Source organism: Rhodococcus sp. MT28, from assembly GCF_058792695.1.
Genome location: NZ_JBXAFD010000008.1, coordinates 1 through 12,327, shown reverse-complemented (window position 1 = coordinate 12,327; position 12,327 = coordinate 1). Strand labels below are relative to the sequence as shown.

Here is a 12,327-nt window from a genome sequence, read left to right as displayed (position 1 = left end):
ACATGGCCCCGATAACCAGCACCTACAGACTGCAGTTGCGACCGGATGCATTCACTCTTCGTGATGCGGCCGCACAGGTGGACTACTTCGAGGCATTGGGGGTCTCACATCTCTATCTCTCCCCCATCCTCACTGCGACGTCCGGATCGACGCACGGCTACGACGTCACCGATCCGACAACCGTGTCCGAAGGACTTGGTGGCCGCGAGGCCCTGGTGGAGCTCTCGCGCGCCGTTCGATCACGTGGGATGGGCCTGATCGTCGATCTGGTCCCCAACCACGTCGGTGTCGCCAAACCTCGCGAAAATGCTTGGTGGTGGGACGTTCTCACGCACGGGCAGTCGTCGGAGTACGCGCATTTCTTCGACATCGATTGGGCCGAGGACAACGGAGCCAACGGCGCCGACGGCAAACTCTCACTCCCGGTACTGGGTAGCCCGGACGATCTCGACGCACTGACTGTCGAGAAAGATGGCGAGGAAACACTTCTCGCGTTCTACGAGCACCGCTTCCCCATCGCTGCCGGTACTGAATTCGGATCTCCACAGGAGGTGCACTCCAGGCAGTCGTACCGACTCGTACCGTGGAACGCCGGGATCGTCAACTACCGACGGTTCTTTGCCGTCAACGAACTCGCTGCGCTGCGCCAGGAGGACCCCCAAGTCTTCGAACTCTGCCATCGGCAAGTGAAGTCGTGGGTCGACGAAGGACTGATCGACGGCGTTCGCATCGATCATCCGGACGGACTCGCGAATCCGGCGGAATATCTCGGGCGCCTGCGAGAACTGATCGGACCAGATCAGTGGCTCGTGATCGAAAAGATCCTCGGCCATACGGAACCACTCGATCCGATGCTCCCGATCGACGGCACCACCGGATACGACGCCCTCAATCAGCTGGGCGGCATTTTCGTCGATCCCGCCGCCGAACTCGAATTGACCGAACTCTCGGCAGATCTGACCGGCGACGACGGGGACAGTACGTGGTTGCATCACACCGAACGTCAGTTCAAACGCGACACCGGGCGCGGTGACCTGGCACCGGAGGTTCGCAGGCTCGTACGTGCAATCCGACGCGAAACCGGAAGTCGTTGCAGTGAGACCGAACTGAACGACGCAGTTGTCGTCGCGATCGCTCGGATGCCGGTGTACCGATCCGACTACAGTCCCCTCGCCGGTTTGGCCGCTCGGATCGTCGGCGACATGCACGAATTGGCTCCCGGACATGAACCATCGTTCAACGTGTTGGCGCAATCCCTGGTGAACAGCGGTGAAGCCTCAGTTCGCTTCCAGCAGGTGTGTGGCGCTGTCATGGCCAAGTCCGTCGAAGATCGACTCTTCTATCGGACGGCGCGCCTGGTCTCACGTCAGGAAGTCGGCGGCAACCCGGCATCGCTTGCCGTCTCCGTCGCCGAATTCCATCTCCACAACGCGGACCGAGCGAAGCGGTGGCCGCGCGCGATGACGAGTCTGTCCACTCACGACACCAAACGCGGCGAGGACGTGCGGGCACGGATCGGTGTTGTGTCTCAGGTGCCGACGCTGTGGGCCCGGCTGATTCGCGAGTGGGAAGACGTGTGCCCCAGCCCTGATCCGCTTACCGGATTGTTCTTGTGGCAGAACATCATCGGTGTGTGGCCGGCGGACGGCCGCTCGGCAGCCTCGGTTCCAGAGCTGCGCGAGCGTTTGCACGCCTATGCGGAGAAAGCCGTCCGCGAGTCCGGCGCCAGAACTTCCTGGAACGATCCGGACGTCGACTTCGAGTCGGCAGTGCACCGCTGGATCGACGAGGTGATCGACGGCCCAGTCGGTGATTCGGTCAGCGAATTCGTCGGCAGGATCGCGCGTCACGGCTGGTCGGACTCTCTGGGCCAAAAGCTGCTCCAACTTCTCGGGCCCGGCGTTCCCGACGTCTACCAGGGCACTGAGCTGTGGGAGGACTCGTTGGTCGATCCGGACAACCGGCGGCTTGTCGACTACGGAACGAGGCGATCACTGCTCGATTCCGGCGCCGCGCCGATCGACGCAACAGGAACCGCAAAGTTGCACCTCGTTCGCACGGCACTGACACTGCGGCGGGAGAACCCCTCGTGGTTCGATCACGGTGAGTACCGGCCGGTCTTCGCTTCAGGTTCCGGATCCGGTCATCTGGTCGGCTTCTCGCGCGGCCCGGCAGGTGATCCGCCCATGGTCGTCGCTCTGGCGACGCGACATTCGCTCAGACTCTCGTCGCACGGTTGGAGAGATACGCGAGTGGACCTGCCAGATGGCGAATGGGTCGACGCACTGAGCGGACAACCCGTCTTGTCTTCGGATGCGCGGGACATCTTCGCTGCCGGGCCATGTGCCCTGTTGACCAGGGTGCGCTGAGCGGTTTCCGCTGACTGGGCATTCACCCCCGAAAAGAACTTCGTCGCGCTAACTTCCGAAGAGCAGATCGTCACCACTAGTCGGAGGTTTGAGCATGGCCGCCAGTCGATTCACCGGAAAAGTTGCCTTCATCACCGGAGCCGCCCGTGGTCAGGGGCGCGCCGAAGCTGTCCGGCTGGCAGAAGAGGGCGCAGACATCATCGCCGTCGACGCGTGTGTTCAATTCGAATCCACCTCGTATGCCGGCGCCACCGACGACGACCTGGCCGAGACAGTCGAACTGGTCAAGGCCCTGGACCGTCGAATTGTCGCTACCAAGACCGACGTTCGCGACTTCTCTGCGCTGTCCGCGGCGCTCGCGGCCGGCATCGACGAATTGGGGCGACTTGACGTCGTCGTCGCGAACGCCGGAATCTGTTCTGCCAACATGTCCTGGGAAATCACGCCCGAGCAGTGGCAGGAAACGCTCGACGTCAACCTGACCGGCGTCTTCCACACCGCCAAGGCAGCGATCCCGCACCTGATCAAGCAAGGCACCGGTGGCTCGATCATCTTCACCAGCTCCGTCGCCGGCCTGCGCGGCCTCCCCTTCCTCGGCCATTACGTCGCGAGCAAACACGGCATCACCGGTCTGGCCAAGACGATGGCCTCGGAGTTGGGGCAGTACAACATTCGGGTCAACACCATCCACCCACACGGCGTGGAAACCGGAATGCAGATGACGGACATGCGGCCGCTCATCGACGCCAACGCCCACACACTCGGTCCGATCTTCATGCAGACCTTGCCCGACCCGGTCAGCCAGCCGGAGGACATCGCCGCCGCCGTCGCGTTCCTCGGTTCCGACGAGGCCCATCACATCACCGGCATCGCGATGCCGCTCGATCTGGGCACCCTGATCCGCTGATCGAATCTTCTCGAGTTTTTCCCGTCCTCGGGGAATATCGCTTCCCCGAGGACGGTTGCGCGAGACATGACCAAAACTGTTGTAGCGCAGACGTACGGCACGCCCGAGGTCCTGAAGCTGGTGGACGTCGATTTACCGGCACCGAAATCAGGTGAAGTCCTGGTCGACGTGAAGGCGATCGGCGTCAATCCCTTCGACTTCAAGCTCTACAGCGGCGCTTTCGGCACCGACCCCGAGAAACTTCCCATCCGCCTCGGCGGCGAGGCAGCGGGCGTCGTCTCGGCCGTCGGCGACGGCGTCACAAATGTGACAGTCGGCGACGAAGTGATCGTCAGCCCCGGCAACGGCCTCTACTCCGAACAAGTAGTCGTGCAGGTCTCCTCGGTGACCGCGAAGCCCGCAGGCATCAGCTGGGAACAGGCAGCCGGCCTCCTTCTGGTCGGCGGAACTGCAGTCGACGCCCTCGACACCGTTCGGGTCCGCTCCGGCGACACCGTTCTCATCCACGGCGCGTCTGGCGGCGTCGGCGCGATCGCTGTTCAGCTGGCAGTTGGTCGCGGAGCTACGGTGATCGGCACCGCGGGAGCCTCGAATCAGGATTACGTGCGCTCGCTCGGCGCGACGCCTGTGCTCTACGGCCACGGCCTCGAAGCGCGTGTCCGTGAACTCGCGCCGAACGGCGTCGACGCCGCCTTCGACACCGCCGGAACAGATGAAGCCGTCGATACTTCGCTGGCTTTGGTCTCCGACAAGAGCCGTATCGTCACCATCGTCGCGTTCGGACGCGCCCAGACCGACGGCTTCGCGTCCGTCGGCGGAGGCAATCCGGCAAGTGCGGAAGCGCGTTTGAAGGCTCGATCCGAACTGGTCGAACAAGCCGGTTCCGGACATCTCACCGTCAAGATCGCCAAGACTTTCCCACTAACGGACGTCGCGCTCGCTCACACCGAGTTGCAGAGCTCCCATCCCGCCGGGAAGTTCATCCTCATTCCCTGACGTTGCTTGCGGTTCCCTGTGTCTGAGGGGCGAGTGGAACCAACAGGGTGGTGCCGAACGCGACGAGCACCGATTCGCCTTCGCGTTCGGCATGTACCTCGGCAGTGACGAACACCTGCTTGCGCCCGGCCTTGACCGAGCGCGCCGTAGCGACAAATGCGGTTCCGACGCCCGGACTCACGAAATTGACCGCGCAGTTGGACGCCGCCACGACACCTACCTGGGTGAAAGCAGCAAATCCGCACGCGGTGTCGACGAGTCCCGCCACGAGCGCAGCGTGCAGGTGTCCCGAGTACTGGCCCAGATCCTCACGCCATTCGAGCCGCAGACAAACGCGACCCGGTTCGGCCTCCGTGACTTCGAATCCGGCCCACCGGTTGAAGGCCGCCGAGGCGTTGACCGCCCGCAACTGTTCGAGCATTTCAGAATTTCCCATGTAGACCAGTCTACATAGATTGTGGTGGATCGCTGGGGTGTTTAAGCTCCAACTCGTGGCGACTCCCCCGAAACACCGCGAAGCACTCGTACGAGCTGCGGCCGATCTGTTTCGCCGCCAGGGGTATGCGGCAACGGGCCTCAACGAGATCCTCAAGTCGAGCGGGGCGCCGAAAGGTTCGCTGTACCACTACTTTCCCGGCGGCAAAGAGCAGATCGGCGAAGAGGTCGTCCGCGTCGGCGGGCAGTTGGTCACCGACACCCTGACCGAACTCGCCGACAGCCAATCGGACGCTGGGTCGCTGCTGCGCGAGTACGCGCGGTTGCTCGCCGGATGGGTGAGCGATTCGGATTTCCACGAAGGCTCGCCGATCACGACGGTGTTGTTGGAACTTGCCCCCGATTCGGAGAGCGTGACAGCCGCCGGACAGGCGGTGTATCGACAGTGGACTTCGCTACTGCGCGACACACTGATCGCGTCCGGGGTCGGACGTGCGCGAGCGGAACGGCTTGCCGTCCTGGCAGTGTCCGCGCTCGAGGGCTCGCTGGTGCGGGCTCGCGTCGAACGATCCGGTCAGCCGATTCTCGATTCCCTCGGCGAGGTCGCCGACGTGTTCGACGGAGCAATCGCCGCGGCGCACTCGCACTGAGCGAACGCGACCTGAGCGAACGGCACTCTCGGTCTCATGAAGGCGCCGAAAGGTACGTTCGCTCGGAATCGGAGGGTGGCTCAGTCGGCTTCCGGGCGCCACCTCGAGCACCACCGCGGGCCGCGCCGATCCCTGCGACGACGACGCACGCGATACCTGCCACGGCCAGAACACTCGGAACCTGTTGCAGCACAACCAGACCGATAAGCTGCGCGAAAGCAGGCTCGAGACTCATCAGCGTGCCGAACGCCGCCGTGGACAGCCTTCGCAACGAGACCATCTCCAGAACGAACGGCACGACGGGCAGCAAGATCGCGAGTCCGAGGCCCACGAGAATCAGATGCGGAGTCAGCCGCCCGATAGCCGAGTGGCCTACGGCAATTGTCGCGGCCAACCCGGCTACCGCCATCGACACCGCCAGCCCGTTGATACCGGCAACCTCGTCGCCGACGCGCTGGGTGAGCAAAATGTACATCGCCCAGCAGAGCGCCGCACCGAGTGCGTACGCCACACCGACCAGATCGACTGTCCCGGCCCACGGTTCGGTGAGAAGCACGACGCCCACGCCTGCCAGAACCGGCCACAGAACGCGGCCACGCCCCCGGAGCAAAGCAACCGTCAGCGGACCCAAGAATTCCAATGCGCTTGCTGTTCCCAGCGGAAGGCGCTCCACCGCTGCCATGAACAGGAGCGTCATGCCTGCGGTGACCACACCCAGAACCACGCAAGCCAGAAACGCCTTGCGAGTGAACGCCGAAGGGCGGGGCCTGACGATGATCAGAAGAATGATGCCTGCCCAGGCGAGTCGTAGCCACGCCGCTCCGTCTGCGCCGAGCTGATCGATCAGGCCCACCGACACGGCGAGCCCGAGCTGCACGCACAACATCGCCAAAACAGCCAGGCCCACTCCGGCCCGCGCTTTCGTATCCATAGCTGAATTGAACGGGAGGCCAACCGTTCGTGTCCACGCGATTTTGACCTACATTATGTTCACGATTAGTGAATGATCGAAGGATGGAAACCCGTCGACTCCATCTCCTCCTCGAACTCTCCCGCTTGGGTTCGATGCGTGCGGTCGCCGAAGCGCACAACCTCACGACGTCGACAGTGTCCCAACAACTCGCGGCCTTGACCGCGGAGACCGGTACCGCACTGATCGAGCCCGACGGTCGCCGGGTGCGGCTGACGCCGGCCGGTCAACGACTGGCCGATCATGCCGTCACCATCCTGGCAGCCGTCGATGCAGCTCGCCTGGACCTCGATCCGGACGCGGAACCGGTGGGGACCCTGCGAGTCGGCGGATTCGCAACTGCGATCAGAACCGCGATGCTCCCCGTCGCTCGAAGCCTGCAACGCAGTCACCCGCAGGTGGACGTGATGATCTACGAATACGAACCCGTCGAGGCTTTTGCACTCCTCGAACGCGACGATCTAGACCTCGCACTGACGTACGACTACAACCTTGCCCCCGCGTCGCCGAGCCCACTACTCGAAGCAATTCCGCTCTGGTCGACGCCCTGGGGACTGTGTGTTCCCGACGACGCCAAAGCTCCCGACAAGTCCACAGAATCCGGAATCGATCTCCGCGCCTTCGCCGACACGTCATGGATAGTGAACTCACGCAACACGGCAGACGAGCGCGCTGTGCGAACCCTCGCGTCGCTGGCCGGGTTCACCCCTCGGATCACTCACCAGATCGACAGTCTCGACTTGGTCGAACTCTTGATCCTCAGTGGTTACGGCGTGGGGCTGATGCCGCTCGAACGCAAGACTCGCGAAGGCGTGCGCGTCGAACCACTCGTCGATCCGCCCGTCATCCTCACTGCCTATGCGGTGACGCGTCGCGGCCGATCGTCGTGGCCGCCGCTTCGGCTCGTGTTGGACCGACTCACGGCCTACCGATAACTCACATCCGATCAGCGTCGCCGTCGCGGCGCTGCTGCTTGGCAATTCGACGCTGCTCTTCCGCCCGCTCGCGGCACTGACGCAAGAAGGCTTCGTCCGCCGCCGGATCCTGCGCAACGGCACGTCCCGGGCGCTCGTATTCGCCGTAACCGGTTGGGCCGACGTAACCGCGGGGCGCGTTCTGTCCGCGCCCGACCACCAGCCACAGAACCGATCCCAAAGTAGGAAGGAAGATGATGATCAGAATCCAGACGACCTTGGGTAGGTACTGGATGTAGGCGTCATCTCTCGTGATGGCGTCGACGATGCAGAAAATCCACAGCAACATCGTGATGAGGCCGAACAAGGCATAGGGCACGCTGGCGATTCCTCCCGAGAATAAAAAACCCTCGCCATGCTAACGAAAACAGACCAATTAGTACATTAGATTCTGGCGAATGTTGAACTCGAGCCATCCTCGGTACGCATCGACGTCCCATCCACTGACCCGACGCAATTGCTGATGAAGCTGAGGCGAGACGAAAGCGGCAAGTATGCCCGCGGCTTTCTCGAGCGAAATCTCAGGCCTCAACAAGCCATGCTCGGAGAGACCCTCGGCTATCGACATCGCATTGACGGCCGACTGATCCGACGACTCCTCGGATAGTCGACGCATGTCGGCATCCGCACCCGAGGATTCGACCGCGACCATCATCAGAGCGCCGGCACGTTCGAGCAGTCCGATGCCCTGTGCCACGATCTGGGAGACGATCCGGCGAACGTCATCGGGGTCCGAGGCCAGGTTCGGCGCGCCGAGTGGAACCTCTTCGGCATCGAGCGCCGCAGCGAGGGCCGCTTCGAAGATCTCGAGTTTCCCGCCAGGGAAGGCTGTGAACACCGTCCGATCGGCGACGCCGGCCGAGGCGGCAATCTGCTTGACGGTGGCTTTGACATACCCGTCTCGAATAAACAAGGCCGTCGCCGCATCACGAATGAGTTCACGCGTTCGCTGCGCGGAAGCTTCACGTACGCGGGAGTGGTACTGGCGTCTGCCCTCCATTGCGCACACTTTAGCCGCATTCGATGCAACGACCATGCATGGAAAGAATCGTGCAGCTCAGGAGCCTTTTCCGGGGTGATCTATCCAGCCGTCGCTACCGGGAAACACCAACGCCTCGTGGCCGTTGTCGTACCTGACCAGATAGGGAGGACCGCCGTCCTCGCCGTGCACCTCGAGAACCTCGGCAGTTACCTCCGCCTGCCCCACCACGCGCCCCTGGACGTGGAGACGGTCACCCACTTCGGCATGCATCACTCCTCCTCGCTGCCCGCTCGCGCAGGCGCAGACCAACCACTGACGTTGTTCCCGCCATGCCGACTCGGAAACCCTGGGGCGAGTTGCCGTCGTGAGAAATCGCATATTCACCGAAGGTGACAGCGACGGGTGAACAGTGGTTCACTCATGGGTGAATTCCCGTTCACCATCGCCGCGTGAAGGACCGTCTCTTGGCATTGCACTCGTCTCCGACCACTCGCCGTTCAAGTCGGCTCATTACCGCAATTCTCTGTCTTTCCGGCACCGTGGTCGCGCTGCAACAAACGATGGTCATTCCGTTGTTGCCCGATTTCCCGAAGATCCTCGGCGTCAGCGCTGACGACGCCTCCTGGCTCGTCACCGTCACGCTCCTCACGAGTGCCGTCGCCACTCCGATCGTCTCCCGCCTGGCAGACATGTTCGGAAAACGACGCATGATGCTGATCTCGATGACGATGATCGTGGTCGGATCACTGGTCGCGGCGATCGGCGGCAATTTTGTCGCCCTGCTCATCGGACGTGGTCTCCAGGGCTTCGCGATCTCGATGATCCCCGTCGGAATCAGCATCATGCGCGACGAACTGCCCAAGGAGAAGGTGGCGTCGGCAACAGCGTTGATGAGTGCCACTCTCGGAATCGGCAGCGCACTCGGGCTCCCCCTGTCCGGGTTGATCTTCGAGCATCTGGGCTGGCCCGCCATCTTCTGGCTCTCGGCGATCGTGGGCGTCCTGCTGATCATCGCGGTAGCCGTCGTCGTCCCGGAATCGAGTGTTCGTACCCGCGGCAAATTCGACTTCCTGGGCGCGGTCATGCTCTCGACAGCACTCACGGCGATCCTCCTCGCCATCTCCAAGGGCGCCCGTTGGGGGTGGACGAGCGAACTGACATTGCTGATGTTCGTCATCGGAATCGTGACTCTCGCATTGTGGTTCCCTTACGAACTTCGCGTCACCCAGCCGATGGTCGATCTACGAACGTCGGCCAAGCGGCCTGTTCTGCTGACCAACGTCGCCTCGATCCTCGTCGGCTTCTCGATGTACGCGAACAACCTCTCCACCACCCAACAACTTCAGATGCCGAAGATCTCCGGCTACGGCTTCGAACTGGGCGTGATGGCGGCCGGACTGTGCATGATTCCGGCAGGCCTCGCGATGGTCTTCTTCGCGCCCGTCTCCGCGAACATCACGAAGCGATTCGGAGCCAAGATCACCCTGATCGTCGGCGGCACGGTGCTCGCGCTCGCCTACATCGCGCGAGTGTTCCTGACCGGTTCGATAGCACTGATCATCATCAGCGCGGCGGTGGTCAGCATCGGAACTGCAATCGCCTACTCCGCGATGCCGATGCTGATCATGCGATCGGTTCCGATTACCGAAACCGCGTCGGCAAACGGCCTCAATTCGCTGCTCCGCTCAGTCGGTACGTCCACGTCCAGCGCGGTGGTTGCCGCCATGCTCACTTCGATGGTCATCCCGTCCGGGCCGGGCGAGGGCCTTCCGTCGATCGACGCCTTCAAGAACATCTTCTGGCTGGCCGCCCTCGCCGCCGTGGCTGCTGCCGCTGCCGCTGCGTTCATTCCTCGCCGCGGCGCAAAACCGGAAGCGGCACTTCGCCCGGTGACCCCGGAAGGGTTCGAGCTTCCCGACGCCGCCGTGTCCGAAACGGAAATTGTGGTTGCCGGTCGTGTGGTCCGGGCCGACAGCCGACCGATCCGGCAGGCCGTTGTCACCGTGATGGACATGGAGGGTCGACCGATCGACTGGAGTCGCGCCGACAACGAGGGCAACTTTTCCCTCGCCCTACCCCGGCCCGGCCGGTACCTGGTGGTCACGAGCGCCGACGGTTGGTCCCCGAGATCACAGGTAATCAGCTTCGACAGCGCGCAATCGACGCACACCGTCGAACTCGGTGACCGCCTCACCATCTCCGGCAAGGTCGGAGTCGGCGGCCGAACAACCTCGGGAACCGTCGTCACGCTCACGAAACCGACCGGCGAATTCGTCGCATCCACGGTCACCGACGGAACCGGGCACTACGGAATCGCACTTCCCACATCCGGCCGGTACATCCTGACCGCGCTGACCGAGAGCGGACACGGCACATTGGCTCGTCAGATAGCGGTCATCGCGCAGTCCACCGTCGTCGACTTCGACGTACCCGTCGATGCCGAGCCGTTGACGACAGTATGAACGCCAGTATGAGCAACCGAACGCATGGCGATCGGGTATCGAGGCGAGCGACATGAGCAGCGGCGAAGCCAGCATCCTCACAGCAGCGAAAGCCTTGTTCGCGGAACGAGGTTACGCATCGACGACCATCAAGGACATCGCGGTCGCAGCCGGCTACTCCCCTGCTCTGGTCATGAAGATCTACGGCAGCAAAGCTCGGCTGTACTCGGCTGCGATCCCGTCCGCACCTCCGATGGACGAGGATCCGAATGCCGACGCCACCGGAGACATCGGCTGTCAACTGGTCGAGAAACTTGTCGCTCGTAGAGAATCCGATGAAACCGATCCGTGGGCAATGCTCGCAGTACACGTTCACGAGGCGCCAGATCCGGCCGCCGCTCGGGCCGAGATCAAGCAACGATACGTTCACGGGATCGCGCGCCGCATCGGCGACACGGAGCCCGGTTTGGTACGCAGCCAGATCGTCGTCTCACTGCTGCTCGGACTGGCCACCGGCATGCGGACGCTCGAACTCCTCGGTGAGGATTCACTGTCGTCGGAGGATCTGATCCGGCGCTACGGAAGGCTGATTCAAATAGCCGTCGACGAAATCGAACCGGTATCCGAGCACGAATCGTTCATCAGTGACACGGTGGAGGAATGACGACTTACCGATACCTCGACGCCGACCGGAATCTCCTCGAAGAGAAAGATTTCGAAACCGAGCAGGACGCACAGGAATACCGACTCTCCGTCCTCGGTGCCGAACACATCGAGCCCACCGACGAATGATCCTGTCGAGTCCCCGATCGGTCAGGAAGACTTCGCGGCAGTGGTGAGTTCAGCGATCAAGGCTTGAACGCGCCGCTCGATTTCGTCACGGATCGGGCGAACTGCTTCAAGGCCCTGTCCGGCCGGGTCGTCGAGAACCCAGTCTCGGTAACTCTTGCCGGGGAAGATCGGGCACGTGTCGCCGCAGCCCATGGTGATGACGACATCCGAATCCTGGACGGCGTCGACAGTGAGGATCTTCGGAGACTGCGCTGAGATGTCGATACCGCGCTCTGCCATCGCCTCGACCGCTGCCGAATTGACGGTCTCGGCGGGTGCGGATCCGGCGGAACGGACCTCGATGGCGTCGCCTGCGAGATGGCTCAGGAATCCCGCGGCCATCTGAGATCGACCGGCATTGTGGACGCAGACGAACAACACCGATGGTTTGCTCATGACCTCGCTCTTTCTCGACTGGATGAAACCTCTTCGACTGCAAAGCGTTTGCGTAGAGCAAGGGAGACATAGACCAGCCCGACGAGCACCGGTACCTCGATCAGCGGGCCGACGACACCGGCAAGAGCTTGCCCCGAGGTGGCGCCGTAGGTGGCGATGGCTACCGCGATCGCGAGTTCGAAGTTGTTGCCCGCGGCGGTGAACGCCAGGGTCGTGGTGCGTTCATAGCCCAATCCGATTGCGGCGCCGAGGATGTAGCCTCCGCCCCACATGAGCGCGAAGTACGCGAGCAAGGGCAGCGCGATCCGGACGACATCCCAAGGCTGGGAGGTGATCTGTTCGCCCTGCATCGAGAAGAGCACGACGATGGTGAACA

Annotated in this window: 15 protein-coding genes; 8 read left to right on the top strand and 7 right to left on the bottom strand. The window is 62.8% G+C overall.

What is annotated here, in order from left to right:
• The first annotated feature begins 2 nt into the window (after positions 1 to 2).
• The 3 genes from treY to AC1Q6C_RS26145 all read left to right on the top strand — a co-directional run bounded on the left by treY (position 3) and on the right by AC1Q6C_RS26145 (position 4,272).
• Positions 3 to 2,369, top strand: a complete 2,367-nt coding sequence (gene treY, locus AC1Q6C_RS26155) for a malto-oligosyltrehalose synthase (protein WP_064075428.1) — start codon at positions 3 to 5, stop codon at positions 2,367 to 2,369.
• 94 nt (positions 2,370 to 2,463) lie between these two features.
• A complete protein-coding gene (locus AC1Q6C_RS26150) occupies positions 2,464 to 3,276 on the top strand; it encodes a mycofactocin-coupled SDR family oxidoreductase (protein WP_007733124.1) in 813 nt (270 codons plus the stop codon).
• 66 nt (positions 3,277 to 3,342) lie between these two features.
• Entirely contained in the window at positions 3,343 to 4,272 is a 930-nt protein-coding gene (locus tag AC1Q6C_RS26145) for an NADP-dependent oxidoreductase (RefSeq protein WP_228401052.1), read from the top strand.
• Here the strand turns inward: AC1Q6C_RS26145 and AC1Q6C_RS26140 are convergent.
• Positions 4,262 to 4,708, bottom strand: coding sequence for a PaaI family thioesterase (locus AC1Q6C_RS26140; protein ID WP_223304504.1), 447 nt, complete (start codon positions 4,706 to 4,708; stop codon positions 4,262 to 4,264). The genes AC1Q6C_RS26145 and AC1Q6C_RS26140 overlap by 11 nt on opposite strands.
• 55 nt (positions 4,709 to 4,763) lie before the next feature.
• Between AC1Q6C_RS26140 and AC1Q6C_RS26135 the strand changes: the two genes are divergently transcribed.
• Positions 4,764 to 5,357, top strand: a complete 594-nt coding sequence (locus AC1Q6C_RS26135; RefSeq protein WP_003941729.1) for a TetR/AcrR family transcriptional regulator — start codon at positions 4,764 to 4,766, stop codon at positions 5,355 to 5,357.
• A gap of 34 nt (positions 5,358 to 5,391) precedes the next feature.
• Here the strand turns inward: AC1Q6C_RS26135 and AC1Q6C_RS26130 are convergent, their stop codons facing one another.
• On the bottom strand, positions 5,392 to 6,288 hold the full coding sequence (locus AC1Q6C_RS26130; RefSeq protein WP_042921816.1) for an EamA family transporter: 897 nt from the start codon (positions 6,286 to 6,288) through the stop codon (positions 5,392 to 5,394).
• An 83-nt stretch (positions 6,289 to 6,371) separates the two neighbouring features.
• Here AC1Q6C_RS26130 and AC1Q6C_RS26125 point away from each other — a divergent pair, with 83 nt between their 5' ends.
• Positions 6,372 to 7,262 (top strand): LysR family transcriptional regulator, encoded by an 891-nt coding sequence (locus AC1Q6C_RS26125; protein ID WP_042921818.1) that lies wholly within the window; start codon positions 6,372 to 6,374, stop codon positions 7,260 to 7,262.
• A 1-nt stretch (position 7,263) separates the two neighbouring features.
• Here AC1Q6C_RS26125 and AC1Q6C_RS26120 read toward each other — a convergent pair whose 3' ends face one another.
• The 3 genes from AC1Q6C_RS26120 to AC1Q6C_RS26110 are packed head-to-tail and all read right to left on the bottom strand — an operon-like array spanning position 7,264 to position 8,553.
• Complete coding sequence (locus AC1Q6C_RS26120) at positions 7,264 to 7,620, bottom strand: PLD nuclease N-terminal domain-containing protein (protein WP_003941757.1); 357 nt, start codon at positions 7,618 to 7,620, stop codon at positions 7,264 to 7,266.
• 57 nt (positions 7,621 to 7,677) lie between these two features.
• On the bottom strand, positions 7,678 to 8,301 hold the full coding sequence (locus AC1Q6C_RS26115) for a TetR/AcrR family transcriptional regulator (protein ID WP_042450140.1): 624 nt from the start codon (positions 8,299 to 8,301) through the stop codon (positions 7,678 to 7,680).
• A gap of 57 nt (positions 8,302 to 8,358) precedes the next feature.
• Complete coding sequence (locus AC1Q6C_RS26110; RefSeq protein ID WP_003941743.1) at positions 8,359 to 8,553, bottom strand: DUF1918 domain-containing protein; 195 nt, start codon at positions 8,551 to 8,553, stop codon at positions 8,359 to 8,361.
• Between the two features lie 179 nt (positions 8,554 to 8,732).
• Here AC1Q6C_RS26110 and AC1Q6C_RS26105 point away from each other — a divergent pair, with 179 nt between their 5' ends.
• From AC1Q6C_RS26105 to AC1Q6C_RS26095, 3 genes are read left to right on the top strand one after another with little or no spacing between them, the layout of a single operon-like run.
• Positions 8,733 to 10,745: an MFS transporter gene (locus AC1Q6C_RS26105; protein WP_054186682.1), complete on the top strand. Its 2,013-nt coding sequence runs from the start codon at positions 8,733 to 8,735 to the stop codon at positions 10,743 to 10,745.
• A 52-nt stretch (positions 10,746 to 10,797) separates the two neighbouring features.
• The gene (locus AC1Q6C_RS26100) at positions 10,798 to 11,388 is read left to right on the top strand and encodes a TetR/AcrR family transcriptional regulator (protein WP_003941800.1); all 591 of its coding nucleotides are present in this window, start codon (positions 10,798 to 10,800) and stop codon (positions 11,386 to 11,388) included.
• Positions 11,385 to 11,516, top strand: a complete 132-nt coding sequence (locus tag AC1Q6C_RS26095; protein WP_256082667.1) for a hypothetical protein — start codon at positions 11,385 to 11,387, stop codon at positions 11,514 to 11,516. The genes AC1Q6C_RS26100 and AC1Q6C_RS26095 overlap by 4 nt, the downstream gene beginning before the upstream one ends.
• Before the next feature lie 21 nt (positions 11,517 to 11,537).
• Here AC1Q6C_RS26095 and AC1Q6C_RS26090 read toward each other — a convergent pair whose 3' ends face one another.
• Both AC1Q6C_RS26090 and AC1Q6C_RS26085 read right to left on the bottom strand, forming a co-directional pair.
• Positions 11,538 to 11,951 (bottom strand): arsenate reductase ArsC, encoded by a 414-nt coding sequence (locus tag AC1Q6C_RS26090; RefSeq protein WP_003941758.1) that lies wholly within the window; start codon positions 11,949 to 11,951, stop codon positions 11,538 to 11,540.
• Positions 11,948 to 12,327 (bottom strand): arsenic resistance protein (locus tag AC1Q6C_RS26085; RefSeq protein ID WP_492666898.1); only part of this gene is annotated, 380 nt, incomplete at its 5' end. The genes AC1Q6C_RS26085 and AC1Q6C_RS26090, both read right to left, overlap by 4 nt.